Here is a 22,984-nt window from a genome sequence, read left to right as displayed (position 1 = left end):
ATGCCCAGAATCCCCGCGATGCAGGCGGTCGTCGACGTCCTGGAAAGCGAAGGCGTCGACACCGTCTTCGGCTGCCCGGGCGCCGCGATCCTCCCGCTGTATAACGCCCTACAAGGCCGGGCGATTCAGCACCTGATCGTCCGCCACGAAGAGGGCGCGACGCACATGGCCGACGGCTGGGCCAGGACGAACGGCAACGTCGGCGTCGCCATCGGCACGTCCGGCCCGGCCGGGACGAACATGATCACCGGGCTCTACACCGCGCACGCGGACTCGATCCCGATGATCTGCATCACCGGCCAGGCGGCGTCGAACAAGCTGCACACCGAGGCGTTCCAGGCGGTCGACATCGTCGAGATCGCCAAGCCGGTGACGAAGTGGGCGGTGCAGGTCAAGGAGGCCGCGCAGCTGCCGTGGATCTTCCGCGAGGCGTTCCGGATCGCCCGCTCGGGCCGGCCCGGCCCGGTGCTCATCGACCTGCCGATCGACGTCCAGAAGCAGGACATCGAGTGGGACTCCTCGATCGACTCGCCGCTGCCCGTGACGGCGGTGAAACCCGCGCCCGCGCGGGTCGAGCGGGCGCTCGACATGCTGCTGGCGGCCGAACGCCCGATCATCCTGGCCGGCGGCGGGGTCGTCCTCGGCGAGGCGAGCGAGCAGCTGCGGGCGGCGGCCGAGCGGCTGGACGTCCCGGTGCAGGTGACGCTGATGGGCAAGGGCTCCTTCCCCGAGGACCACAATCTGTTTGCCGGGATGGCCGGCATCCAGACCTCGCAGCGCTGGGCGAACGCGGCCTTCCTGGAGTCCGACCTGGTGCTGGCGCTGGGCGCGCGGTTCGGCGACCGGCACACCGGCGAGCTGTCGGTGTACCGCGGGGACCGGAAGTTCATCCACGTCGACATCGAGCCCACCCAGCTGGGCAAGGTCTTCGGGCCGGACCTCGGGATCGTTTCGGACACGCGGGAGTTCCTCGACGCGCTCCTGGCCGCGCTGGACCGGCGGTCGGTGCCGCCTCGGCGTGCGTGGGTCGGCCGGATCGCGGAGCTGAAGGAGGCGCTTCCCCGCCGCGACGACTTCGACACCCTGCCGATCAAGGCGCCGCGGGTCTTCAAGGAGATCAACGAAACCTTCGGCGAGGACACGTACTTCGTCACCGCGATCGGGCTCTACCAGATCTGGTCGGGCCAGTTCCAGAAGGCGCACAAGCCGCGCCACTACCAGGTGTGCGGCCAGGCCGGCCCGCTCGGCTGGGAGATCCCCGCCGCCATCGGGGTCAAGAAAGCGCGCCCGGACGCCGAAGTCGTCGGTGTGGTCGGGGACTACTCGTTCCAGTTCCTCGTCGAGGAACTGGCGGTCGCCGCCCAGTACGACGTCGGGTTCGTGCTGATCATGCTCAACAACGAGTACCTCGGCCTGATCCGCCAGGCCGAAACCGGCTACGACATGAACTTCGAGGTCGACATCCACTACGACTCGAACGGCACGGACAACGTCAAGATCATGGAAGCCTACGGCTGCTCGGGCACCCGCGTGCTCGAACCCGGGGAGATCCGGACGTCCCTGGAGTGGGCCCGCAAGGAGGCCGAGCGCACCAGCCGGCCGGTCCTGGTGGAGATCATGATCGAGCGCGAGGGCAACGCCGCCATGGGTGCCGCCCTGGACGCCGTGAAGGAGTTCGAGCCCGCGTAACACCCGCGTGACCACGGCCGCCGCACGAGACCTGACCTCGTGCGGCGGCCTTTCCGCGTCCGCGATCGGGGTGTTGTCGGAAAGTACAAAGCGGGGCCGGAAATTCACCCGTCTTTCAGGGGTTTTGCCGTGGTCCCGGCCACACCCGAGCGTGTGTACTCCTTGCCGAAGCAGCCCCGAAAGGACGTCCACAGTGGAATTCCTCCGACCCGCCTCGCTGGCCGACGCGCTCGCCGCGCGTGCCGCGAACCCCGGTGCGGTCCCGATCGCCGGCGGCACGGACGTGATGGTCGAGCTCAACTTCGACCACCGCCGTCCGGACTCCCTGCTCGACCTCGGCCGTGTCGCCGAGCTGCACGAGCACGGCACCGACGGCGGCCGGATCCGGCTCGGCGCGGCCGTGCCCTACACCCGGATCATCGCCGAGCTCGGTACGCGGCTGCCCGGCCTGGCGATGGCCGCGCGGACCGTCGGGTCCCCGCAGATCCGCAACCGCGGTTCCGTCGGGGGCAACCTGGGCGCGGCTTCGCCGGCGGGCGACTCCCACCCGGCGCTGCTCGCGGCGGACGCCGAGGTCGAGATCGCCTCGGTCCGCGGCACCCGGGTCGTCGCGGCGAAGGACTTCTACGTGGGGGTCAAGCGCAATGTCCTGGCCGAGGACGAGCTGATCACCGCGGTGCTGCTGCGACCGGCCACCGGACCGCAGCAGTTCAGCAAGATCGGCACGCGCAACGCCATGGTCATCGCGGTCGCGGCCTTCGGGCTGGCCCTGCACCCGGAGGAGCGTCGGGTGGGCACGGGCGTCGGCTCGGCCGCCCCCACCCCGCGCCGGGCGTTCGACGCCGAAGAGTTCCTGGCCGGCGAGCTGGACTGGGAGTCGCGCCGGCCGGTGACCGACTCGGCCAAACGGCGTTTCGGCGACTTGGTCGCCGCGGCCGCGTCGCCGATCGACGACGTCCGGGGCAGCGCGGCCTACCGGCGCCATGCCCTGGGGGTCATGGCGCGCAGGACGCTGACCTGGGCCTGGACCGAATACTGCGGAGGGAGCGCGAAGTGCGCGTGAACGTCACCGTCAACGGCGAGTCCCGCCGGGCGGACAACGTCTGGGAAGGCGAGAGCCTGCTCTACGTGCTGCGCGAGCGGCTCGGCCTGCCCGGCTCGAAGAACGCCTGTGAGCAGGGCGAATGCGGTTCCTGCACGGTCTACCTCGACGGCGTGCCGGCGTGCGCGTGCCTGGTCGCGGCGGGGCAGGCCGAGGGCCGGGACGTCGTCACCGTCGAGGGCCTGGCGGAGGGGGACGACCTCGACCCGGTGCAGGAGTCGTTCGTCGAGAAGGGCGCCGTCCAGTGCGGGTTCTGCACGCCCGGCCTGCTGGTCGCCGCGCACGACCTGATCGAGCGCGTCCCGGACCCGAGCGACGTCGAGATCCGCGAGGCCCTGGCGGGGAACCTCTGCCGGTGCACCGGCTACGAGAAGATCCTCGACGCCGTCCGCGACGCGGCCGCGAAGAAGGCCGTCCGATGAGCGCCCCGGCCCGCTCCCCGCAGGAGCTGCACGACACGATCGCCGGCGGCATCGGCGAAAGCCCGCTGCGCCCGGACGGCACGCTCAAGGTCCGGGGCGAGTTCGCCTACTCGTCTGACCTGTGGCACGAGGACATGCTGTGGGGCGCCACGCTGCGCAGCCCGCACCCGCACGCCCGGATCGTCCGCCTCGACGTCTCCCGTGCACTCGCGCAGCCCGGCGTGCACGCGGTACTGACCCACGAGGACGTACCCGGCGAGAACGTCTACGGCCTCAAGTACCAGGACACCCCGGCGCTGGCCGACGGCCTGGTCCGCTACCAGGGCGAGCCGATCGCCATCCTGGCCGCCGACCACCCGGAGATCGCGCGGCAGGCGCTCAAGGAGATCGTCGTCGAGTACGACGTCCTCGAGCCGATCACCGACCCCGAGCGGGCCGCGCACGACGACACTCTGCCGAAACTGCACCCGGGCGGGAACCTGGTGCGCCACCAGCGGATCGTCAAGGGCGACCCGGCCGCGACGGCGGACGTCGTCGTCTCCGGCGTCTACGAGATCGGCATGCAGGACCAGGCGTTCCTCGGGCCGGAGTCCGGCCTGGCGGTGCCGGCCGAGGACGGCGGCGTCGACCTCTACCTGGCCACCCAGTGGCTGCACGTCGACCAGCGCCAGACGGCGAAGGCACTCGGCCTGCCGCTGGAGAAGGTCCGGCTGACGCTGTCGGGGGTCGGGGGCGCGTTCGGCGGCCGCGAGGACCTGTCGATGCAGATCCACTCGTGCATGCTCGCGCTGCGCACCGGGCGTCCGGTGAAGATGAGCTACAACCGGCTGGAGTCGTTCTTCGGGCACGTCCACCGCCACCCGGCGAAGATGTACTACGAGCACGGCGCCACCCGCGACGGCAAGCTCGTGTACGTCAAAGCGCGGATGTACTTCGACGGCGGCGCGTACGCGTCCAAGACCCCGGTCGTGGTCGGCAACAGCACCACGCTCAGCGTCGGTCCGTACGACGTCCCGAACGCACACATCGAGGGCTGGGGCGTCTACACGAACAACCCGACCTGCGGCGCGATGCGCGGGCTCGGCGCGGTCCAGCCGACCTACGCCTACGAGTCCCAGATGGACAAGCTGGCGTCCGCTTTGGACATGGACCCGGCGGAACTGCGGATCCGCAACGCGCTGAGCGAAGGGTCCACTGTGGTCACCGGCCAGGTAGTCGACTTCCCGGCGCCCGTGGCCGAGCTGGTGCAGCGGGTGCGCGACCTGCCGTTGCCGCCCGAGCCGACGGGGGAACGCGACATCCGCGAACTGCCCGGCGGCGCGTCCAACACCACCCACGGCGAAGGGGTCGTGCGCGGTGTCGGCTACGGCGTCACCATCAAGAACATCTCCTACGCCGAGGGTCTCGACGACTACTCGACCGCCCGCGTCCGCCTGGAAGTCCTCGGCGGCGAGCCGGTGGCCATGGTGCACACCGCGGCGGCCGAGGTCGGGCAAGGGCTGGTGACCCTGCAGCAGCAGATCGCCCGCACCGAGCTGGGCCTGACCCGGGTCAGCGTGCACCCGGCCGACACGAGCGTCGGCGACGCCGGGTCCAGTTCGGCGTCGCGCCAGACGTACGTCACCGGCGGCGCGGTCCGCAACGCGTGCCGCGCGGTCGCGGAGGCCGTCTACGCGCGGCTCGGGGTGCCCGCCGAGGGCATGTCCCTGGTGGGTGGGAAGGTTGTGGCGGCCGACGGCGAAGTCGTCGCGGACCTGGCCGAGCTGCTGGGGGACACCGCGATCGAGGAGACCCGCGAGTTCCACCACCGCCCGACCTACCCCCTGGACCCCGAGACCGGCCAGGGCGACGCCCACGTGCAGTACGGCTTCTCGGCCCACCGCGCGGTGGTCGACGTCGACCTGGACCTCGGCCTGGTCAAGGTCGTGCAGCTGGACTGCGCCCAGGACGTCGGCAAGGCGATGAACCCCGACGCGGTCGTCGCCCAGATCCAGGGCGGCTCGGCGCAGGGCCTCGGCCTCGCCGTGATGGAGGAGATCCTGGTGCAGGACGGCAAGGTGCGGAACCCGTCGTTCACCGACTACCTCATCCCGACCATCCTCGACATGCCGCCGATGCGCGTCGACGTCCTCGAACGCCCCGACCCGCACGCGCCCTACGGCGTCCGCGGCGTCGGCGAACCACCCACGATCTCCGCCACGCCGGCGATCGCCAACGCCATCCGCGCGGCCACCGGCCTCGAGCTGCCGTGCGTCCCGATCCGCCCCGAGCACATCACCGGAGTCTGAGATGACCACGTCGATTTCCGCCGAGACCGAATGGCTCGACGAAGCCGTCCGCATCGCGGAGACCAACGTCGCGAACGGCGGCGGCCCGTTCGGCGCGCTGATCGTGAAGGACGGCGAGGTCGTCGCGACCGGCGTCAACCGCGTCACCGCGAACCTCGACCCCACCGCGCACGCCGAGGTGGTCGCGATCCGCGCGGCCTGCCAGGCGCTCGGCACGTTCAAGCTCGACGGCTGCGTGCTCGTCTCCAGCTGCGAGCCGTGCCCGATGTGCCTGTCCTCGGCGCTGTGGGCGCGTGTCGACAAGGTCCTCTTCGCCGCCGACCGCGACGACGCGGCCAAGGCCGGCTTCGACGACCGCGCCTTCTACGAACTGTTCGACCGTCCCCGTGAAACGTGGACGGTGCCCGTGACCCGACTGTCCACAAAGGATGGGTTCGCCCCCTTTGCGGCCTGGCTCGACAAAGCCGACCGCACCGACTACTGACCCACAAGGCCAGCTGACCGGAGCACAACCGAATCGAACGTCCCGCTCGGCCAGGCACGGCGTGGTGCCTGGCCCTGGCCGAGCACACCCGATGAGGATTATTCAGCCGTCGCCCGGCGCAAAGTCCCTGTTGGGTTGCACGCGCAAGTCCGTTGCGCCGGGCTAGCCCGAATAACCCTCACCGGCAAGGGCAGGACGCATGACCCAGACCGAAGTCCCCACCCCAGTAGTCGACGAAGTACCCGCGCAACGCCGATCGCTGCTCGACAGGCTGTTCGAACTACGCGCCCGGCAGTCCACGATCGGCCGCGAAGTCCGCGGCGGCGTCACGACGTTCGTCGCGATGGCGTACATCGTGCTGCTCAATCCGCTCATCCTCGGCGCCTCCGCCGACATCACCGGCGCCCGGCTCTCCGCGGCGCAGGTGACCACCGCGACGGCGCTGGCCGCCGCCGTGATGACCGTCCTCATGGGACTCGTCGGCAACGCGCCCCTCGCGCTGGCCGCCGGGCTCGGCATCAACGGCATCGTCGCCTTCCAGATGGCTCCCTCGATGACCTGGGCGCAGGCGTTCGGGCTGGTCGTCCTCGAAGGCGTCTGCATCGTCCTGATGGCCGTCAGCGGCGTCCGCGAGCGGATCATGAACGCCATCCCGCGGCCGCTGAAGATGGCGATCACCGTCGGGATCGGGCTCTACATCGCCCTGGTCGGGCTGGTCAGCGCCGGGTTCGTGACCCGGATGCCGGACGCGGCGCAGACCACCGTCCCGGTGCGCCTCGGGGCGAGCGGGCACCTGCACGGCTGGCCGATCGTCGTGTTCTGCTTCGGGCTGCTGCTGATGATCGTGCTGATGGCCCGCAAGGTCCCGGGCGCGGTGCTGATCAGCATCGGCGTGGCGACGGTGTTCGCGGTCGTGCTGCACGAGGCCTTCGGCGTCGGCGGCTGGGGCCTGACCACCCCGGCCCTGCCCGACCACGTCGTCGCCGCCCCGGACTTCGGGCTCTTCGGCCACATCGACCTGTTCGGCGGGTTCGCCTCGGCGGGCGCGCTCGCGGCCACCGTCTTCCTGTTCACGCTGGTGCTGTCCGGCTTCTTCGACGCGATGGGCACGATCACCAGCGTCTCGGACGAAGCCGGGCTGTCGAAGAACGGCAAGGTCCCCCGGATGGGCCGGATCCTGCTGGTCGACGGCGCGGGCGCGATCGCGGGCGGCGTCACCGGCTCGTCACCGAACACGGTGTTCCTCGAGTCCGCGGCCGGCGTCGGCGAAGGCGCCCGGACGGGTTTGGCGAGCGTCGTCACCGGCCTGCTGTTCGCCGGGACGCTGCTGTTCACCCCGCTCGCCGGGGTGGTCCCGGCCCAGGCGGCGGCGCCTGCGCTGGTCGTCATCGGCGGCATGATGGTCGCCCAGTGCCGCAACATCCCCTGGAACGATCCCGACTACACGATCCCGGTGTTCCTCACCGCCGCCCTGATCCCGTTCACCTATTCGATCACCAACGGCGTCGGCGCCGGCCTGATCGCGTTCGTGCTCATCAAGATCGGCCGCGGCAAGTGGCGCGAGGCCGGCTGGCTGCTGTCCCTGCTGGCGCTGGTGTTCGCGGTGTACTTCGCCGTCGACGGCGTCGAAGCTCTCTTCCGCTAAGGAGATTCCCGTGGCCCTGATGTTCTTCAACGGCGGCGCCATGCGCGGCGAACCGCTGCACCACCTCCTCGACGGCTCGCCGTTCGTCGGCACCGCCCGGACGGCGGCGAAGTACCGCTTCTACGCCGTCGGTTCGCAATGCCCGGCGCTGTACCCCGTTTCGCACGGCGGTGCCGAGGTGACCGGTGAGGTGTACGACGTCTCGCTGGACGACCTGCGGGACAAGGTGCTGCCGTCCGAGCCGCACGAGCTGGAGCTGGGGGTGGTGGAGCTGGCGGACGGCAGTTCGGCGTTCGCGATGCTGCTGCGGCGGCCGTACACCTCGCACGTCGCCCTGCGGGACATCACCGAGATCGGCGACTGGCGGGCGTACAAGGCGAGCGCGTGAAGGTCCTGGTCGCGCCGGACAAGTTCAAGGGGTCGCTGACCGCGGCCGAGGTGGCGTCGGCGGTGGCTGCGGGCCTCGCCGACGCCTCGCTCGAGGTCGCCACCCTCCCGGTGGCGGACGGCGGCGACGGCACGGTCGACGCCGCCGTCGCCGCCGGGTACGAGCGGGTGACGGTCCCCGCCCGCGGCCCGACGGGTGTGCCCGTGACGGCGTCCTACGCGGTTCGCGGGGACACGGCGGTGGTCGAGCTGGCGGAAGCGTCCGGCCTGCACCGGTTGCCCGGCGCGCCGGCGCCGCTCACGGCGACGAGCGTGGGAACGGGCGACGTCATCGCGGCGGCGGTGGTCGCCGGGTGCCGCCGGATCGTGCTGGGCGTGGGCGGCAGCGCGTGCACCGACGGCGGTGCGGGCTTGCTGACCGCGCTGGGGGCCCGGCTCTCGGACTCCTCGGGTCGTGAACTTCCGTTCGGTGGTGCCGCCTTGGCGCGGCTGGCGTCGTTGGACGTGTCCGGTCTGTCCAGAGTGGACATCGAGCTGGCGTGCGATGTGGACAATCCGCTGTACGGGCCTTCCGGGGCCGCAGTTGTTTATGGGCCGCAAAAAGGCGCCTCACCGGCGGACGTCGAGACGCTCGATTCGGCCCTGCGGCACTGGGCGTCGGTCGCCGGGCCGGAGTTCGCGGACCGGCCCGGGGCGGGGGCCGCCGGGGGAGTGGGGTTCGCGGCGATGGCGGTGCTGGGGGCGCGGATGCGGCCGGGGATCTCGTTGTTGCTCGAGCTGCTCGGGTTCGAGTCCGCGCTGGCCGGGGCTTCGTTGGTGATCACCGGGGAGGGATCGCTGGACCGGCAGACGCTGTCGGGAAAGGCACCGGCCGGAGTGGCGCGGGCGGCGGCGGCCGCGGGGATCCCGTGCGTCGCCGTTTCTGGGCGGTGTCTGCTGTCGGCGTCCGAGCTGGCGAAGGCGGGCATCTCGGCCGCGTACGCGCTGACGGACCTGGAACCGGACCCGGCGCGCTGCATGGCGGAGGCGGCGCCGCTGCTGCGCCGCCTCGCGCGTCGCGTGGCGACCGACTACTTCTCGCTGTCCAGGTGAACGAGCTGGGCGGCGGCGTACCGGCCGCCGGCGGCGGCCCCAGCCGGGACGGCGGCCTCGATCTCCGCCAGGTCGGCGTCGGAAAGCTCGACGTCGGCGGTGCCGAGGGACTCGGCCAGGCGCGCCCGGGTGCGGGCGCCGACCAGCGGGACGATGTCGTCGCCCTGCGCGGCGACCCAGGCGATGGCGAGCTGCGCGGTCGTGACGCCCTTGCCCGCGGCGAGCTTGGCCAGCGCGTCGGTCAGGGCGAGGTTGCGGTCGAGGTTCTCGCCCCGGAACCGCGGGCTGTGGCCGCGGAAGTCGCCGGCGGCCAGCTCCCGCGACGGCGTCCAATGGCCGCTGAGCAGGCCGCGCGAAAGGACGCCGTACGCGGTGACGCCGACGCCGAGCTCGCGGGCGGTGGGCAGGATCTCCGCCTCGATCCCGCGGGAGAGCAGCGAATACTCGATCTGCAGGTCCGAGATCGGGTGCACGGAGGCGGCGCGGCGCAGGGTGCCCGCGCCCACTTCGGACAGTCCGATGTGGCGGATGTAGCCCGCCCGGACGAGGTCGGCCAGGGCGCCGACCTGGTCTTCGATCGGCACGGCGGGGTCGAGCCGCGCGGGGCGGTAGACGTCGACGTGGTCGGTGCCGAGGCGGCGCAGGCTGTAGGCGAGGAAGGTCTTGAGCGCCTCGGGCCGGCTGTCGTAGCCGAGCCAGGCACCGTCCGAGCCGCGCAGCGCACCGTACTTGACGCTGATCACGGCCTTCTCGCGAGCGCGGCCGCGGAGGGCGTCGCGCAGCAGCAGTTCGTTGTGGCCCATGCCGTAGAAGTCACCGGTGTCGAGCAGGGTGACACCGGCGTCGAGGGCGGCGTGGATCGTCGCGACGGACTCGGTGTCGTCGGCGGGGCCGTACAGGTCGGACATGCCCATCAGCCCGAGGCCGAGGGCGCCGACGGCCGGACCGGTCCGGCCGAGGGTGCGGGTGCGCATGGATTCTCCCGTGTTTCCGTTGATACGTGAATCAACGTATCACCGATACCGAACGAGTGCTACTGAGGATTTGTTATCATCGGAACCATGGCAACGAAGACGGCGACGGACACGCGCGAGCGCATCCTCGAAGCGGCGGCGGCACTGCTGGCGGCAGAGGGGCGCGACGGTCTGTCGACGCGCGCGGTGAGCGCGGCGGCGGGCGTCCAGCCGCCGGCGTTGTACCGCCTGTTCGGCGACAAGGACGGCCTGCTCGACGCGGTGGCGGCGTACGGGTTCGACGAGTACCTGACGAGCAAGCGAGCACTGGGTTCGACGGGCGACGCGGTGGAGGACCTCCGCCGCGGCTGGGACTTGCACATCGAGTTCGGTCTGTCCCGCCCGGAGTTCTACGTACTGATGTACGGCGACGCCCGCCCAGGCCGAACGTCCCCGGCAGCGCGCGAAGCGGAGGCGATGCTGCGAAGCATCGTCGAGCGAGTGGCGGAGGCGGGCAGGCTGCGGGTGAGCGTCGAGCGGGCGGCAAGACTGGTCCACGCAACGGGGATGGGCGTGGTCCTGTCGTTGATCGCAACACCGGAGGAGGACCGCGACGCGGAGCTGTCGCAAACGGCCCGCGAGACGGTGTTGGCCCGAATCCTGACGGGCACGGAGGAGCAGGCAGGCTCGGAACTGCCGGAGCGGGCAATAGCGTTGCGGGCGGGTCTGGAGGGCACGACAGCGCTGACCGAGGCAGAGCGGGTACTGATGGCGGAGTGGCTGGACCGCATCGCCAACGCGTAAAAGCAGGGGGCCAGCCGCCAGGGAACCGGCGGCCCCGGGCAAAACCCGGCCCTCTTGGGACCCAGGGCTCCCCGCAACCCCGATCCGAAGCCAGAACACGGCCGGCAGCGCCGGGTCAAGGCACGCTTTCCCGCCTTGACGCGGTGTTGCCGGCCGTAGTCACAATCGGCGTTCGGGGTGGCGGCGTTCGGGGTGGCGGCGTTCGGGGTGGCGGCGTTCGGGGTGGCGGCGTTCCCAGAGCTAACGAGCGCGAAGACCACGCAACCCGCCACCGACCACTAGCCCATCCACCCCAGGGCTGGATCGATAAAGTCCGATCGGACATTGCTTGCCACCCACCGGTACTCCAATATGTTGCGGCCAACAACATATAGACGACAACGCCGTCGGAGGCCCCCAATGATCAGGTGGAAAGCGGTCCTGGCCTGCGCGGGAGCAGCAACCCTGCTCAGCGCGGCAATCCCGGCGACAGCCCAAGCGAGCGGCACGGCAACGGACTGCTGCGGCGGCGGAGCATCCTGGGCGACAGGCAACAAATCCGCCCTGGGCACCTCGACGACCACCGCCAGCCCGGTCTGGTTCACCGTGGCGAACGGCGTGACCTCCGAGGTCTTCTACCCCCGGGCGGACGTCCCGAACACGCAGGACATGCAGTACGTCGTCACCGACGGCAGCACGTTCGTGGACCTCGAACGCGACGCCACGAACCACGTGGTGACGATGCCGGACGAGAAGGCCCTGCAGTACACGGTCACGAACACCGCCAAGAGCGGGAAGTACCGGATCACGACGGACTACGTCACGGACCCGTCCCGGGCCACGCTCGTCACGAACACGCGCTTCCAGTCCCTCGACGGCGGCACCTACCGCCTCTACCTCCTGGCCAACCCCTCCATGGCCGGCGGCGGAGCGAACGACAACGCGTGGTGGGACGGCAGCGGCCTGCTGGCGAGCGGAACCGAGACGCTGTTCGGCGGCACGGCCACCACGGTCGTCCAAGCCCTCCGCGTCTCGACCGGCTTCACCGCGCACGACAACGGCTACAGCGGCGCGGGCAGCGACTGCCTGACCGACCTGCGCGCCGACAAGACCCTGAACAACCAGTTCGACAACCTCTCCGGCACCGGCAACGTCGTCCAGTGTGGACAGATCCCGGTCGGGACGGACACGACGTTCACGGTCGCGCTCGGCTTCGGCAGCACGGCTGCGGCGGCCACCTCGAACGCGACCGGCTCGCTCGGCAGCGGGTTCAGCGCCGTCTCGAGCTCCTACCGCGGCGGCTGGAACTCCTATGTCGCCGGCCTGAAACCCGCGCCGGCGAGCGTCTCGGGCGACACGCAACGGCGTCGCGCCTACTACGTCGCGGCGATGGCGCTGAAGACGGCGGAAGACAAGCAGCACCCGGGCGCGAGCGTCGCGGGCCTGGCCACCCCCTGGGGCGACTACACGAACGGCGATCACCTCAACGACGGCTACCACCGCGTCTGGGGCCGCGACCTCTACCAGCAGGCCACCGGTCTCCTCGCCGCCGGCGACGGCGCGCAGGCCAAGCGGATGGCCCAGTTCCTCTGGAACTCCCAGTGGATCGGCAGCCCCACGGCCGGCGACGGCACGACGTACCCGGCAGGCTCCTTCCCGCGCTACAGCCCGGTTTCCGGGGTCGCCGGCGCCAGCGCGCAACAGCTCGGCTGCTGTGAACAGCTCGACCAGGACGCCGACGCGATCCTGCTCGCCTGGCTGACCGGGCTCACCGACGCCTCGACCTACGCCAAGGTCAAGACGACGGCGAACCACATCGTCTCGACCGGACCGGACACCACGGAGCGGTGGGAGGAGCAGTACGGCAAGTCGCCGTCGTCGGTGGCCGCCGAGATCGCCGGCCTGATCGCGGCGGGCGCGCTCGCGCGGGCCAACGGGGACACCGCGAGCGCGACGTCGTGGGAGTCCACAGCGGACTCCTGGCGCACCTCCCTGGCCGGCTGGACCGTCACGACGTCCGGCTACTGGGGCGGCCACACCTACTACGAACGCCTCGACCGCGCCGGCAACCCCAACGACGGCGCGACGATCTGCTTCGACGAAGGCTGCTTCTACGAGCACGACGTCACCGACTTCGGGTTCCTCGACCTCGTGCGGCTCGGCATCCGCCCGGCGGGCGACGCGACGATCGCGAACTCGGTCGCACCCACCGCCGCCGCGTCCGACGGCAACTCGCAGGTGCAGGTGACGCTGCCCAACGGCGACGTCTACTTCCACCGCTACCCGCACGACAACTACGGCGAGAGCACCGGCAACTGCAGTGGCTGGCCGGCGAACGGCAGCCAGCGGTTCGGCCGGCTGTGGCCGGTGCTGTCGGGGGAGCGGGGGCAGTACGAACTGGCCAACGGCCGCTCGGCCGCGGTCTACCTGAAGTCCATGGCGGACTCGGCCAACGACGGGTACTTCGTGCCCGAGCAGGTGTGGGACCGCGCCGACGTCGGCTGCTTCGGCCTGGGCCGCCCGACGGGCAGCGCCGGTCCGCTGATGTGGGCCGAGGGCCAGTACCTGCGGCTCGCGCAGAACATGGACGCGGGCCGCAACCTCGACACGCCGTCGATCGTCAAGTCCCGCTACGGCACCTGACGCGATCCCGGCCCGGCACGCCCCCTCGGTGTGCCGGGCCGGGATCACTTCACCAGGCGGACGGTCTTCGCCGCCGGGACGAACGTCGCCGTCTGGCCGCGGGTGAGGGCGACCGCGTCGGTCTCGAGGCCGTCGCCGAACGCCACCAGGCGGTCGGACTCGACCTCGACCGTCAGCGGCGCCCGCGTCAGTTCCCCTTCGGTGCACGAGGTTCCGGTCGTCGGCGACGGCCAGGCCTCGCGCACGAACCAGACCAGCCGGGCCTCACCGGGCGCGGGCAGGCGCAGCGCGCTGCCGCGTTCACGCCACACCGACCCGCACCAGCCGGTGGCACCGGTGCCCGTCCCGACGAGGATCCCCGACGACGCCTGGCGTTCCGCCGGCCCGCCACCGACCCCCAGCCGGTAGCGGGCCGTCTGGTGCCCGGCGTGCCCCAGGTAGATCTCGTTGAGCGCGAGCAGCTGCTGGCCGTCGTCCGCGGTGAGCTGGGCCATCGTCCGGTGCTCGACGTCGCCGGTGGACCGCACCAGGTCCGCGACCGCCGCCGGCGGGTGCCGCACGAGGACCCCGGGCGCGCCCGGGGCGATCCCGACCACCGGCTGCCCGTCGAGGTACTTGGCGACGTTGGCGACGAGCCCGTCCTGGCCGACCACCACGACGACGTCCTCGGGGGTGAACAGGAACCGGTCGAGGTCCGCCCGTTCGACGTCGCCGCGGCGCCAGTCGAGCGGGATCGCCGCCGATGCCGCGGCGAGCGCCGCCCGCACGGCGGCGTCCGCCTCGGTCACCTCGGCCAGGTCCCGCCCGCGCGTGCGCAGGAAGAACTCGGCCTGGCCGCGCGTGCCGTGCCGGGCGAGCAGCTCGGCCAGCTCGGTGCGCCGGTGCACCAGCACGACGCGCGGGGCGAGGCTCACGACCGCACGCCCAGCTTCGTCAGCAGCGGCGCGAGCAGGTCCGGGGTGACCGTCAGGCTGTCGATCTGCGGCAGGTTCCCCGCCAGTTCCTTCAGCGCCAGACCGGTCAGGACGCCCTCGGGCAGGTCGCGGTACGCGGCCAGCCGGGCGGCTTCCCCGGCCGCTTCCGCCTCGCCGAGCGCGCGCTTGCCTTCGGCTTCCACGAGCGTCAGGCGTTCCTTGCGCGAGGCCTGCGCTTCGGTCTCGATCCGGCTCGCGGCCGCGGCCTCTTCGGCTTGCCGGCGGGCGTTCGCCCCGCGCTGGGTCAGCAGCTGTTCCTCGCGGCGAGCCAGCTCGATCTGGTTCTGCAGCTCGTTTTCGCTGATCGCGCGTTCGCGTTCGACGGCGAGCGCCCGGCGTTCGTAGGTCGCCCGGTCGGCCTCCTGCTGGACCTTCTCCCGCGCGGTCGTCTGCAACGCCTTCTCGACTTCCGGCTCGGCCCGGATCGCGACGACGCGGACGTCGACGACGGCCGAGCCGGTCTGCGCGAGCCGGGTGTCCTCCTCGGCGAGCCCGGCGCGGATCCGGTCGCGGACCGCGCTCACGCCGTCGACCAGCGCCGTCGCCAGGTCGATGCGGGTCAGCACCTCGACCGCGTATTGCTGGACGTTCTCGGTGAGCAGCCCGCTGATCTGGGCGAGGGGATCGCTTCGCCAGCGCCCGGTGTCCGGGTCGATGGAGAAGTCGATGCGCTGCGCGGCCAGCGCCGGGTCCTCGATCCGGAAGGTCAGCGCCAGCTGGACGGTGACGTCCTGGAAGTCGGCCGTGCGGGCGTGGAACAGCAGCGGCAGCTCGCGGTCGTCGACCGGGACCTCCGAGACGACCGCCGTCAGCGGCCGGTACCAGAACGACAGCCCGACGCCGTCGTGCGCGAGCTTGCCGCGGCGGTAGTGGCGGATGTGCACGGTGGGTGCGCCGCGCAGGTGGCGGAACCCGAAGCGGCGGTCGATGTCGGCCATGAGCCCTCCTCTTATCGTCGGGGTGACGATATGCGGACGGACCGCTAATCGTCAAGCTGACGATTAGCGGGTAGGGTGGTGGTATGGGCCACCCGCCGTTCGCCGTCACCGTCGACCTCGTCGTGCTCACCCTGACCGGGGACGAGCTGTGCGCCCTCGTCGTGCGCCGGGGAGTCGAGCCGTACCTCGGGGAGTGGGCGCTGCCCGGCGGGTTCGTCCGCGAAGACGAGGACCTCTCGGACGCGGCGCGCCGCGAGCTGGCCGAGGAGACCGGGCTGGCGCCGGGGACCGTCCACATCGAACAGCTCGCCGGCTACGGCGCGCCGGACCGGGATCCGCGGATGCGCGTGGTCACCGTCGCCTACCTGGCGCTGGCCCCGGACCTGCCGACGCCGAGCGCGGGCACCGACGCGGCGGAGGCGCGCTGGGCGCCGGTGCGGTCACTGGCCCGCGAACACCTGGCGTTCGACCACGACCGGATCCTCGCCGACGGGGTGGAGCGCGCCCGCGCGAAACTCGAGTACTCACCGCTGGCCACGGCGTTCTGCGCGCCGGAGTTCACGGTCGCGGAGCTGCGGCGGGTGTACGAGCTGGTCTGGGACACGCGGCTGGACCCGCGCAACTTCCACCGCAAGGTGACCGGCGCCGAAGGCCTGCTGGAGCCGACCGGTCGCACGACCACCCGCGACGGCGGGCGGCCCGCGCAGCTGTACCGGCGCGGGAAGGCGGAACTGCTGTACCCGCCGATGCTGCGCGCGTGAGCAGTCTGCCGGGGGCGGGATGGTCGTCCTGCGGCTGGTGGTCAAGCGGCGCGGGTGGGGGTCAGCCGCCGGGCGGCGGTGACCAGGGGCAGCAGGCGCGTGCCGAAGTTGCGGATCGCCAGGCCGCCGCGGGTGGCCGGGATGAGCAGGGCCGCCGCCGTGGACACGGTGCGCTGCTTGGGTTCCACCAGCTTCCGGTGCGCCGCCTCGTACCGGCGGAACGCCGCGGCCGGGTTGCCCGGGGTCCGGCCCAGCTCCGCCGCCAGGGTGTACGCGCCGGCCATCGCCAACGTCGAGCCGTCGCCGAACAGGGACACGCACGACGCCGCGTCGCCGGCCAGCGCGATCCGTCCGGACGACCAGCCGGCCATCGTCACCCGGCTCACCGAATCCAGGTACAGGTCGCCGGCCTCGCGCACGCGCTCCAGCAGCTCCGGCACGCGCCAGCCGGCGCCCTCGTACGCCTCGGCGAGCATCCGCTTGTGCAGTACCACGTCCCGGTGGTCGAACCCCGGGACCGCCGCGCCGCGGAACAGGAACGCGGCGATCGCGCGGCCGCGCGACGGGTGCACCGCCACCGCCCGGCCGGGCGAGTTGTACATCACCAGCTCGGTGCGGTCGGCGGGCGGCTCGGCCAGCGGCAGCGTCGCGACGTAGACGCCCATGTGCTCGACGAACGCGTGCTCCGGCCCGAACGCCAGCCGCCGCACGCCCGAGTGCAGGCCGTCGGCGCCGAGCACCAGGTCGAAGCGCCGGGGAGCGCCCCGCTCGAACGTGACGTCGACGCCGCCGGCGTCCTGGTCCAGCTCGGTGATCGAGTCGTGGAAGACGAACTCCGCGTCCTCCCGCGCGGCTTCGTACAGGATCGCGGCGAGGTCGGTGCGCGGCAGCTCGATGCCGCTGCCGCCGCTCATCGCGACGCGGCCGGTCCGGCGCCCGGCGTCGTCGACGAACTTCAGCGACGTCACGGCGGTGCTCGCCGCGCGCAATTCGGCGGTGATGCCCATCCGGTCGGCGACGCGCGAGGGCGGCCCGCGGACGTCGACCGGGCTCCCGCTCGAGCGCAGCCCGGCGGCGCGCTCGACGACGGTCGGCCGGAAACCCGCGCGCGCCAGCCAGTACGCCAGCGTCGGCCCGGCGACGCCCGCGCCGGAGATCAGCACGGTCTGCTCGGTCATGGTGAAACCCCCATCGAAGTACTGACCATCGGTCAGTCCCGACCGTACGCTCCTGTCCACCGGTCAGGCAACCGGCTAGGCTCGGGCGATGACCGACGACACCCGCGCCCGGATCCTGCGCGCCGCGCTCGAGGAGTTCTCCGAGCGCGGCTTCCACGCGGTGTCGGTCCGGGAACTGGCCGAACGCGTCGGCGTCACGAAAACCGCGGTGCTGTACCACTTCCCCGGCAAGGCGGACATCGTGACGGCGCTGGCCGAGCCCCTGCTGGCCGACCTCGAAGCGGCCATGACGAAGGCCGCGGACGCCGCCGACCCGCGCGCCGCGGCGATCGAAGGACTGCTCGACGTGTGGCTGAGCCACCGCTACCTGCTCCGGATGAACCTGCGCGACCTCGGGCTCACCGCGTCGAAGGCGGTGTTCGACCGCTTCCGCGACGGCATGCTCACGGCGAACCACCTGGTGGCGGGCCCGGACGCGGACCTGCCCGGCCGGGTCCGCGCGGCGCAGGCGATCGCGATGCTCAGCGACCCGGTGGTGCTGTTCGCCGACGCGCCGGCGGACGAACTGCGCGCGGCCGTCCTCGACGGCGTCGACCGGCTGTACGCGCTCGCCGAACCGGAGGCCAGGCCCCGCGGCCGCCGCGGCAGGCCGCCGGTGATGAGCCCGGAGACGATCGAGGCGGCCCGCCGGCTCTACGACGCGGGACACGCGCCGGCCGACATCGCGACGGCGCTCGGCGTCTCCCGCGCCACGATCTACCGGCACCTGCCGGGCGCGGAATAATGAGACGCATTAATGAGACTTATTGAGACGTGACCTCGATCGACGGCAATTGCGCAAGCTGGGCGGGTGTCAGCTTCGACGCCGCCGCGAAGACTTTCTGCTGGTGGTCCTTGATCCGCTCGTCCACCAGCCGGCTCAGCTCGAAGGCCAGCCGGCCGGTCTGCTTCACCGTGACGTCGTCCACCAGCGGCCGCGCGGACGACGTGATGACCACGCCCGAGGCTTCTCCCGTCGGGGATTGGGCGACGCCCACCGCGTAGGCCTCGCGCGGGTTGACCGGACCGTCGATCGAGAAGTCGCGGATCCGGCCCAGCAGCGCGTGCCACTCGGCGACTTCGCCCGGAACGCCGGTGGCCGTGACGTCGTCGACCGTCAGGTGCAGGCCGCGGTCACCGGTGCGGAAGCAGCGGGCGTAGGAGTTGAGCGCCGACACCCACAGCGCCTCGACGAGCACCGCGTCGACCCGCGGGCGGCCCAGCTCGGCCACCAGCCGTTCGCAGCATTCGAGGGTGAACTGCAGATCGTCGAAGAGCGCGACGAGATCGGCCAGGCCCAGCGCACCGGGCGTGGTGAGCTGCCGGGCGCTCGTGGGGGTCGTCGTGGAACGGGTCATCCGGGACGCTCCTGTCGGCGGTCGGACCTCCACGACACCGCATCCGGGAGCGTCCCGGGGTCTCAATTTGCGACACCACCCGCCACGGGCCGGAAGGACAGGGTGAACGACGTCTTCTGCGGCACCAGCCGGTACGCCGGCAGCACGCCGGGCCCGCAGGCGGCCGTGCCGAGGCCGTGCTGGGCCGCGTCCAGCGTCAGGTACACCAGGGAGCCCGACTCCAGCTCGTCGGTGTGCCGCGCCGCCTCCAGGGCCGCCGCCGTCCAGCGGCGAGCCGTGAAGCCGAACACCGGGTCGCCGTCGATGCGGAGGCCCGTCCCGTCGGGGGTGGTCAGCCGGGCCCAGCGCACGTCCGTCCGGTGGCCGTTCTCCTGGGGGAAGACGTAGGGCGTCTGCAGGCCGTCGACGCTGCTGGAGAACCGCCCGATCCGCACCGCCTGTCTGCTGTCCGGGTACGCCTCGCCGGGGCCGCCGCCGAACCACTCGGCCGAGCCGAACGTGCCCGGCACCGCCATCGTCAGGCCGAGCCGGGGGAGGGTGCCGGGGAACTCGCCGTCGGGGGTGACGTCCACGCGCAGCCGCAGGCCGCCGTCGAACGCCGTCCACGTGTAGTCGGTGAACAGGCCGAACGGCTGCGCGGGCGGGGCGACCCGGGTGTGCACCACCAGCTCGTCGCCGTCGGCGTCCACCGCGATCACCCGGTGCTGCATCCGGTGCAGCCCCGCCGCCCGCCACTGCGACGCTTCGGACGGCCCCGGCGACGAGCCCCGGTCGTTGTCCGTCGTGGCGCGCCAGACGTCCAGCCGGGGCCCTCGCAGCGGATGCCCGTCGAGCGTCGTCAGCGTGCCCGTCGCCGCGTCGAACTCGCCCGCGCCGAGGACGAGCCGTCCGGACGTGCGGAACACCGGACCCCGCGCCGGCGGCACCGGCCGGGCGGGAGCCGGCGAAACCGGCAGCTGGCCCCAGCCGACGACATGGCCGGCGGGAGCCCACGCCGTTTCGGCCGTCAAAGACGCCGTGACGGTCAGCCACGACTCGCCGCGGGTCGGCGGCAACGGCGGCAGCGGCACCGAAACGCTGTGTCCGGAGTGGACGATCGGGACGTCGATAATGCCTTGGCCGACGGCGATTCCCTCGTCCTCGAGCACCCAGGCGAACGTCAGGTGCCCGGTGTCGACGAAGTCGTAGTGGTTCGAGACGCGGATGCCGGACGCGTCGGCGTCGATCCGGACCGGCTCGATGATCTTCGCGAACTCCGTCAGCCCCGGCGACGGCGTCCGGTCCGGGAAGAGCAGGCCGTCGATGACGAAGTTGCCGTCGTGGATCGGCTCGCCGAAGTCGCCGCCGTAGGCGAAGTGTCCCGGTGCCGCCAGGCCGTGGTCGATCCACTCCCACACGAAGCCGCCCTGGCAGTTCGGGTACCGCTCGAACAGCTCGCGGTACTCGAGCAGCCCGCCCGGCCCGTTGCCCATCGCGTGCGCGTACTCGCACAGGATGAACGGCAGATCGCGGCGACGCTCGTTGTCGTCCTCGCGGCGCCCGATCCGCTCCACTTCGGACGGTGTGGCGTACATGCGGCTGTGGACGTCCACATAGGCGCACTCGTGGTCGCCTTCGTAGTGCACCGGCCGGCTCGGGTCGCGCTCGTGCACCCACTCCGCCATCCGCGCCAGGTTGTCACCGGTGTGACTCTCGTTGCCCAGGGACCAGAGGATCACGCTGGGCCGGTTCTTGTCCCGCTCCACCGTGCGGCGCACCCGGTCGAGGCAGGCGTCCGTCCACATCGGCTCGGCGCTCGGGTTCCGGTCCCACCCGAGCGGCCCGAATCCGTGGGTCTCCAGGTCGCACTCGTCGATCACCCACAGGCCGTACTCGTCGCACAGCTCGAGGAACGCGGGATCAGGCGGGTAGTGGCTGGTCCGGACGGCGTTGACGTGGTGGCGCTTCATGAGCAGGACGTCGGCCAGCGCGGTCTCCCGCGACACGACCCGCCCGGTCCGCGGGTCGTGCTCGTGCCGGTTCACCCCGCGCAGCAGGATGCGCCGCCCGTTGACCTTGAGCTGCCCGTCTTCGATCGTCACGGTCCGGAACCCGATCCGCACCGGCACGCGTTCGGCCACCGTGGACAACGCGCCCTCGTAGAGCCGCGGTGTCTCGGCGCTCCACGGCTGGACGGGCAGTTCGAGGGGCTCCCCGGCCGGGTGCCCGGCGACGCCGAGCGCCGGGATGTCCAGCACGACGTCCGGGCCGGTGTCCACCCGGACCGTGCCCAGCCCGGTCGTGTGGTCGTAGTCCGCGTGGACCCGGTAGTCGCCGATGCCGCCCGCCGGCCGGGCGAGCAGCGTCACCGCGCGGAAGATCCCGGACAGCCACCACATGTCCTGGTCTTCGAGGTAGCTGCCGGCCGACCACTGGTGCACGCGCACCACCAGGACGTTGTCCCGCGGCCGCAGCAGCGCGCCGACCTCGAACTCCGCCGGCAGCCGGCTGCCCTTCGTGACGCCGAGTTCGGTGCCGTTGAGCCAGATGCGGCCGCACGAGTCGATCCCGTCGAAGCGCAGCAGAGACGACCCGGGAGGCCAGCCGGCGGGCAGGTCGAACCGCAGCCGGTGGTCACCGGTCGGGTTCTCCGACGGCACGTGCGGCGGGTCGACCGGGAACGGGTAGTGCACGTTCGTGTAGGCGGGCTTGCCGTGCCCGTGCAGCTGCCACAGCGACGGCACCGGCAGCTCGTCCCACGCGGAGTCGTCGAACCCGGGATCGGCGACGTCCGGGGGAGCGGCGGCGAGGCTCGGCGACAGGCGGAACCGCCAGGCGCCGGTCAACGACAGCGCCGGCGCGTCGGAGCCGAAGGCCGCGCGCGGGGCCACCGAGCCGTAGCCGGGGCCCGGGTCGTCGACGTACGCCATGCCACCTCCCGTGAGCGTTCCCGTGAACGTTCACGGGAGTAGCCGCAGTCTGCGGACCGCCCGCCCGGCGTGTCAAGGGATCAGGCGGATTCCCGCAGGTGGAGCCCGGCGCGGACGACCAGCTCGCCGGGTTCGAGGGGCGCGGCACCGGTCACGAGCCGCGCCGCCTGCTCGACGGCCAGCGCGCCGAGCGCGCGGGTGTCGATGGCGACGCTGGAGAGCTCCGGGTCGACGAGGGTGCCGAGGGCGAGCCCGTCGAAGCCGATCACCGCGAGGTCGTCCGGGACGCGCAGGCCGAACCGGCGGGCCTCCCGCAGGGCACCGATGGCGATCACGTCGTTGAAGGCGAACACCGCGGTGACGTCGGGGTGGGCGGCGAGCAGGCTCGCGAGGGCCGCGCCCCCGCCGTCGACGGTCTGGGCGGCGCGCGCGATCCACCCGGGCGCGAGGGCGATGCCGTGCTCGGCGGCGGCCCGGCGGAACCAGAGCTGGCGGACGCTGGGCTCGGGCCGGTCGTCGTCGAGCATCCCGATCCGCCGGTGCCCGCGCCCGGCGAAGTGGGCGACGGCCTCGCGGACGCCGTCCTCGCCGTCGATCGAGATGCCGCTGAACCGCGGCAGGCGCGGCTCGCGGCCGACCAGCACCACCGGGATCCCGGGGGTGAACCGGTCGAGGTCCTCCTCGGACCGGCTGAAGTAGCCGACGACGGCGTCGACCTGGGTGCCGATGACCCGGAGCGTGGCCAGCTCCTGCTCGTCGTCGCCGGCGGTGTCGTAGACGACGACGTGCCAGCCGCGCGCCCGGGCGGCCGCCAGCGCCCCGGAGGCGACTTCGGTGAAGAAGGGGTTGAGCAGGTCGGGCACGACCAGGCCGATGGTGGTGGTGTCCGGCCGGACCAGGCCGCGGGCGAACCGGCTCGGCCGGTACCCCAGCTCGCGGGCGGCGTCGAGGACGCGCTGCTTGGTCGAGCCGTCGATCTCGGCCTTGTCGTTCAGCGCGCGCGACACGGTCTGCCGAGAGACCCCGGCCGAGCGGGCGACGTCGTGGATCGTCACCCGACGGGGTTCCGTGCTGCTCGAGGACACCGCGCACCTCCTGGGGCACGAGTATGCCCGCCCGGGCCGGGAGGTCCGCAACCGGCGCGTGCCCGGAGGCCGCCACCGCGGGAGCGACCGGCCTGTGGGTGCCATCGGCGTCGACTGTCCACTTCGGCCACCGCGCCGGCCCTGTCAAATCGAAACCGGGCGGCACCAACGAAAGCGGGTGGTGATCTCCGGCACACCTTAAGTCTTCCTTAGCCTGCTTGGTGACTTGCCGCACAGCCTCTAGCGTCTGGCAA

Annotated in this window: 19 protein-coding genes; 12 read left to right on the top strand and 7 right to left on the bottom strand. The window is 72.2% G+C overall.

Annotated features, from left to right (window positions below; genetic code table 11):
• From gcl to AB0J40_RS23845, 8 genes are all read left to right on the top strand, one after another.
• Window positions 1–1,689, top strand: coding sequence for a glyoxylate carboligase (gcl, locus tag AB0J40_RS23880; protein WP_364456600.1), 1,689 nt, complete (start codon window positions 1–3; stop codon window positions 1,687–1,689).
• A gap of 193 nt (window positions 1,690–1,882) precedes the next feature.
• Window positions 1,883–2,752, top strand: a complete 870-nt coding sequence (locus tag AB0J40_RS23875) for an FAD binding domain-containing protein (protein ID WP_364456598.1) — start codon at window positions 1,883–1,885, stop codon at window positions 2,750–2,752.
• A complete protein-coding gene (locus AB0J40_RS23870) occupies window positions 2,743–3,213 on the top strand; it encodes a (2Fe-2S)-binding protein (RefSeq protein WP_125316582.1) in 471 nt (156 codons plus the stop codon). Before AB0J40_RS23875 ends, AB0J40_RS23870 begins: the two co-directional genes overlap by 10 nt.
• Entirely contained in the window at window positions 3,210–5,501 is a 2,292-nt protein-coding gene (pucD, locus tag AB0J40_RS23865) for a xanthine dehydrogenase subunit D (protein WP_364456595.1), read from the top strand. Before AB0J40_RS23870 ends, pucD begins: the two co-directional genes overlap by 4 nt.
• 1 nt (window position 5,502) lies before the next feature.
• Window positions 5,503–5,985 carry a nucleoside deaminase gene (locus tag AB0J40_RS23860; protein ID WP_364456593.1) on the top strand — a complete coding sequence of 161 codons (483 nt, stop codon included), beginning with the start codon at window positions 5,503–5,505 and terminating at the stop codon, window positions 5,983–5,985.
• A 199-nt stretch (window positions 5,986–6,184) separates the two neighbouring features.
• Window positions 6,185–7,630, top strand: coding sequence for an NCS2 family permease (locus tag AB0J40_RS23855; protein WP_364456591.1), 1,446 nt, complete (start codon window positions 6,185–6,187; stop codon window positions 7,628–7,630).
• A 10-nt stretch (window positions 7,631–7,640) separates the two neighbouring features.
• Window positions 7,641–8,018 (top strand): gamma-glutamylcyclotransferase, encoded by a 378-nt coding sequence (locus tag AB0J40_RS23850; RefSeq protein WP_364456590.1) that lies wholly within the window; start codon window positions 7,641–7,643, stop codon window positions 8,016–8,018.
• A complete protein-coding gene (locus AB0J40_RS23845; protein WP_364456588.1) occupies window positions 8,015–9,109 on the top strand; it encodes a glycerate kinase in 1,095 nt (364 codons plus the stop codon). The genes AB0J40_RS23850 and AB0J40_RS23845 overlap by 4 nt, the downstream gene beginning before the upstream one ends.
• Here AB0J40_RS23845 and AB0J40_RS23840 read toward each other — a convergent pair.
• Window positions 9,088–10,083, bottom strand: coding sequence for an aldo/keto reductase (locus AB0J40_RS23840; RefSeq protein WP_364456586.1), 996 nt, complete (start codon window positions 10,081–10,083; stop codon window positions 9,088–9,090). The genes AB0J40_RS23845 and AB0J40_RS23840 overlap by 22 nt on opposite strands.
• A gap of 87 nt (window positions 10,084–10,170) precedes the next feature.
• On the opposite strand from AB0J40_RS23840, the gene AB0J40_RS23835 reads away from it, so the two are divergent.
• Together AB0J40_RS23835 and AB0J40_RS23830 are read left to right on the top strand one after the other, a co-directional pair.
• On the top strand, window positions 10,171–10,866 hold the full coding sequence (locus AB0J40_RS23835; RefSeq protein ID WP_364456584.1) for a TetR/AcrR family transcriptional regulator: 696 nt from the start codon (window positions 10,171–10,173) through the stop codon (window positions 10,864–10,866).
• Between the two features lie 399 nt (window positions 10,867–11,265).
• Complete coding sequence (locus tag AB0J40_RS23830) at window positions 11,266–13,488, top strand: glycoside hydrolase family 15 protein (protein WP_364456583.1); 2,223 nt, start codon at window positions 11,266–11,268, stop codon at window positions 13,486–13,488.
• A 44-nt stretch (window positions 13,489–13,532) separates the two neighbouring features.
• Here the strand turns inward: AB0J40_RS23830 and AB0J40_RS23825 are convergent, their stop codons facing one another.
• Entirely contained in the window at window positions 13,533–14,402 is an 870-nt protein-coding gene (locus AB0J40_RS23825; protein WP_364456581.1) for a hypothetical protein, read from the bottom strand.
• Window positions 14,399–15,400 carry an SPFH domain-containing protein gene (locus AB0J40_RS23820; protein ID WP_364456579.1) on the bottom strand — a complete coding sequence of 334 codons (1,002 nt, stop codon included), beginning with the start codon at window positions 15,398–15,400 and terminating at the stop codon, window positions 14,399–14,401. Before AB0J40_RS23820 ends, AB0J40_RS23825 begins: the two co-directional genes overlap by 4 nt.
• Before the next feature lie 83 nt (window positions 15,401–15,483).
• On the opposite strand from AB0J40_RS23820, the gene AB0J40_RS23815 reads away from it, so the two are divergent.
• Entirely contained in the window at window positions 15,484–16,161 is a 678-nt protein-coding gene (locus tag AB0J40_RS23815) for an NUDIX domain-containing protein (RefSeq protein WP_364456577.1), read from the top strand.
• Between the two features lie 41 nt (window positions 16,162–16,202).
• Here AB0J40_RS23815 and AB0J40_RS23810 read toward each other — a convergent pair whose 3' ends face one another.
• A complete protein-coding gene (locus AB0J40_RS23810; RefSeq protein WP_364456575.1) occupies window positions 16,203–17,339 on the bottom strand; it encodes an FAD-dependent monooxygenase in 1,137 nt (378 codons plus the stop codon).
• Window positions 17,340–17,427: 88 nt separating this feature from the next.
• Here AB0J40_RS23810 and AB0J40_RS23805 point away from each other — a divergent pair, with 88 nt between their 5' ends.
• Complete coding sequence (locus AB0J40_RS23805) at window positions 17,428–18,123, top strand: TetR family transcriptional regulator (protein WP_364456573.1); 696 nt, start codon at window positions 17,428–17,430, stop codon at window positions 18,121–18,123.
• Between the two features lie 19 nt (window positions 18,124–18,142).
• On the opposite strand, the gene AB0J40_RS23800 is transcribed toward AB0J40_RS23805, so the two are convergent.
• The 3 genes from AB0J40_RS23800 to AB0J40_RS23790 form a co-directional block, all read right to left on the bottom strand.
• Window positions 18,143–18,736 (bottom strand): hypothetical protein, encoded by a 594-nt coding sequence (locus AB0J40_RS23800; RefSeq protein WP_364456571.1) that lies wholly within the window; start codon window positions 18,734–18,736, stop codon window positions 18,143–18,145.
• Window positions 18,737–18,798: 62 nt separating this feature from the next.
• On the bottom strand, window positions 18,799–21,645 hold the full coding sequence (locus tag AB0J40_RS23795; RefSeq protein WP_364456569.1) for a glycoside hydrolase family 2 TIM barrel-domain containing protein: 2,847 nt from the start codon (window positions 21,643–21,645) through the stop codon (window positions 18,799–18,801).
• An 80-nt stretch (window positions 21,646–21,725) separates the two neighbouring features.
• A complete protein-coding gene (locus tag AB0J40_RS23790) occupies window positions 21,726–22,700 on the bottom strand; it encodes a LacI family DNA-binding transcriptional regulator (RefSeq protein ID WP_364456567.1) in 975 nt (324 codons plus the stop codon).
• Window positions 22,701–22,984: the final 284 nt, after the last annotated feature.

The organism is Amycolatopsis sp. NPDC049691, from assembly GCF_040675005.1.
In the GTDB taxonomy this organism is placed as follows: domain Bacteria; phylum Actinomycetota; class Actinomycetes; order Mycobacteriales; family Pseudonocardiaceae; genus Amycolatopsis.
The sequence above is the reverse complement of the archived record's forward strand: the minus strand, read 5'-3'. Positions and strand labels throughout refer to the sequence as shown.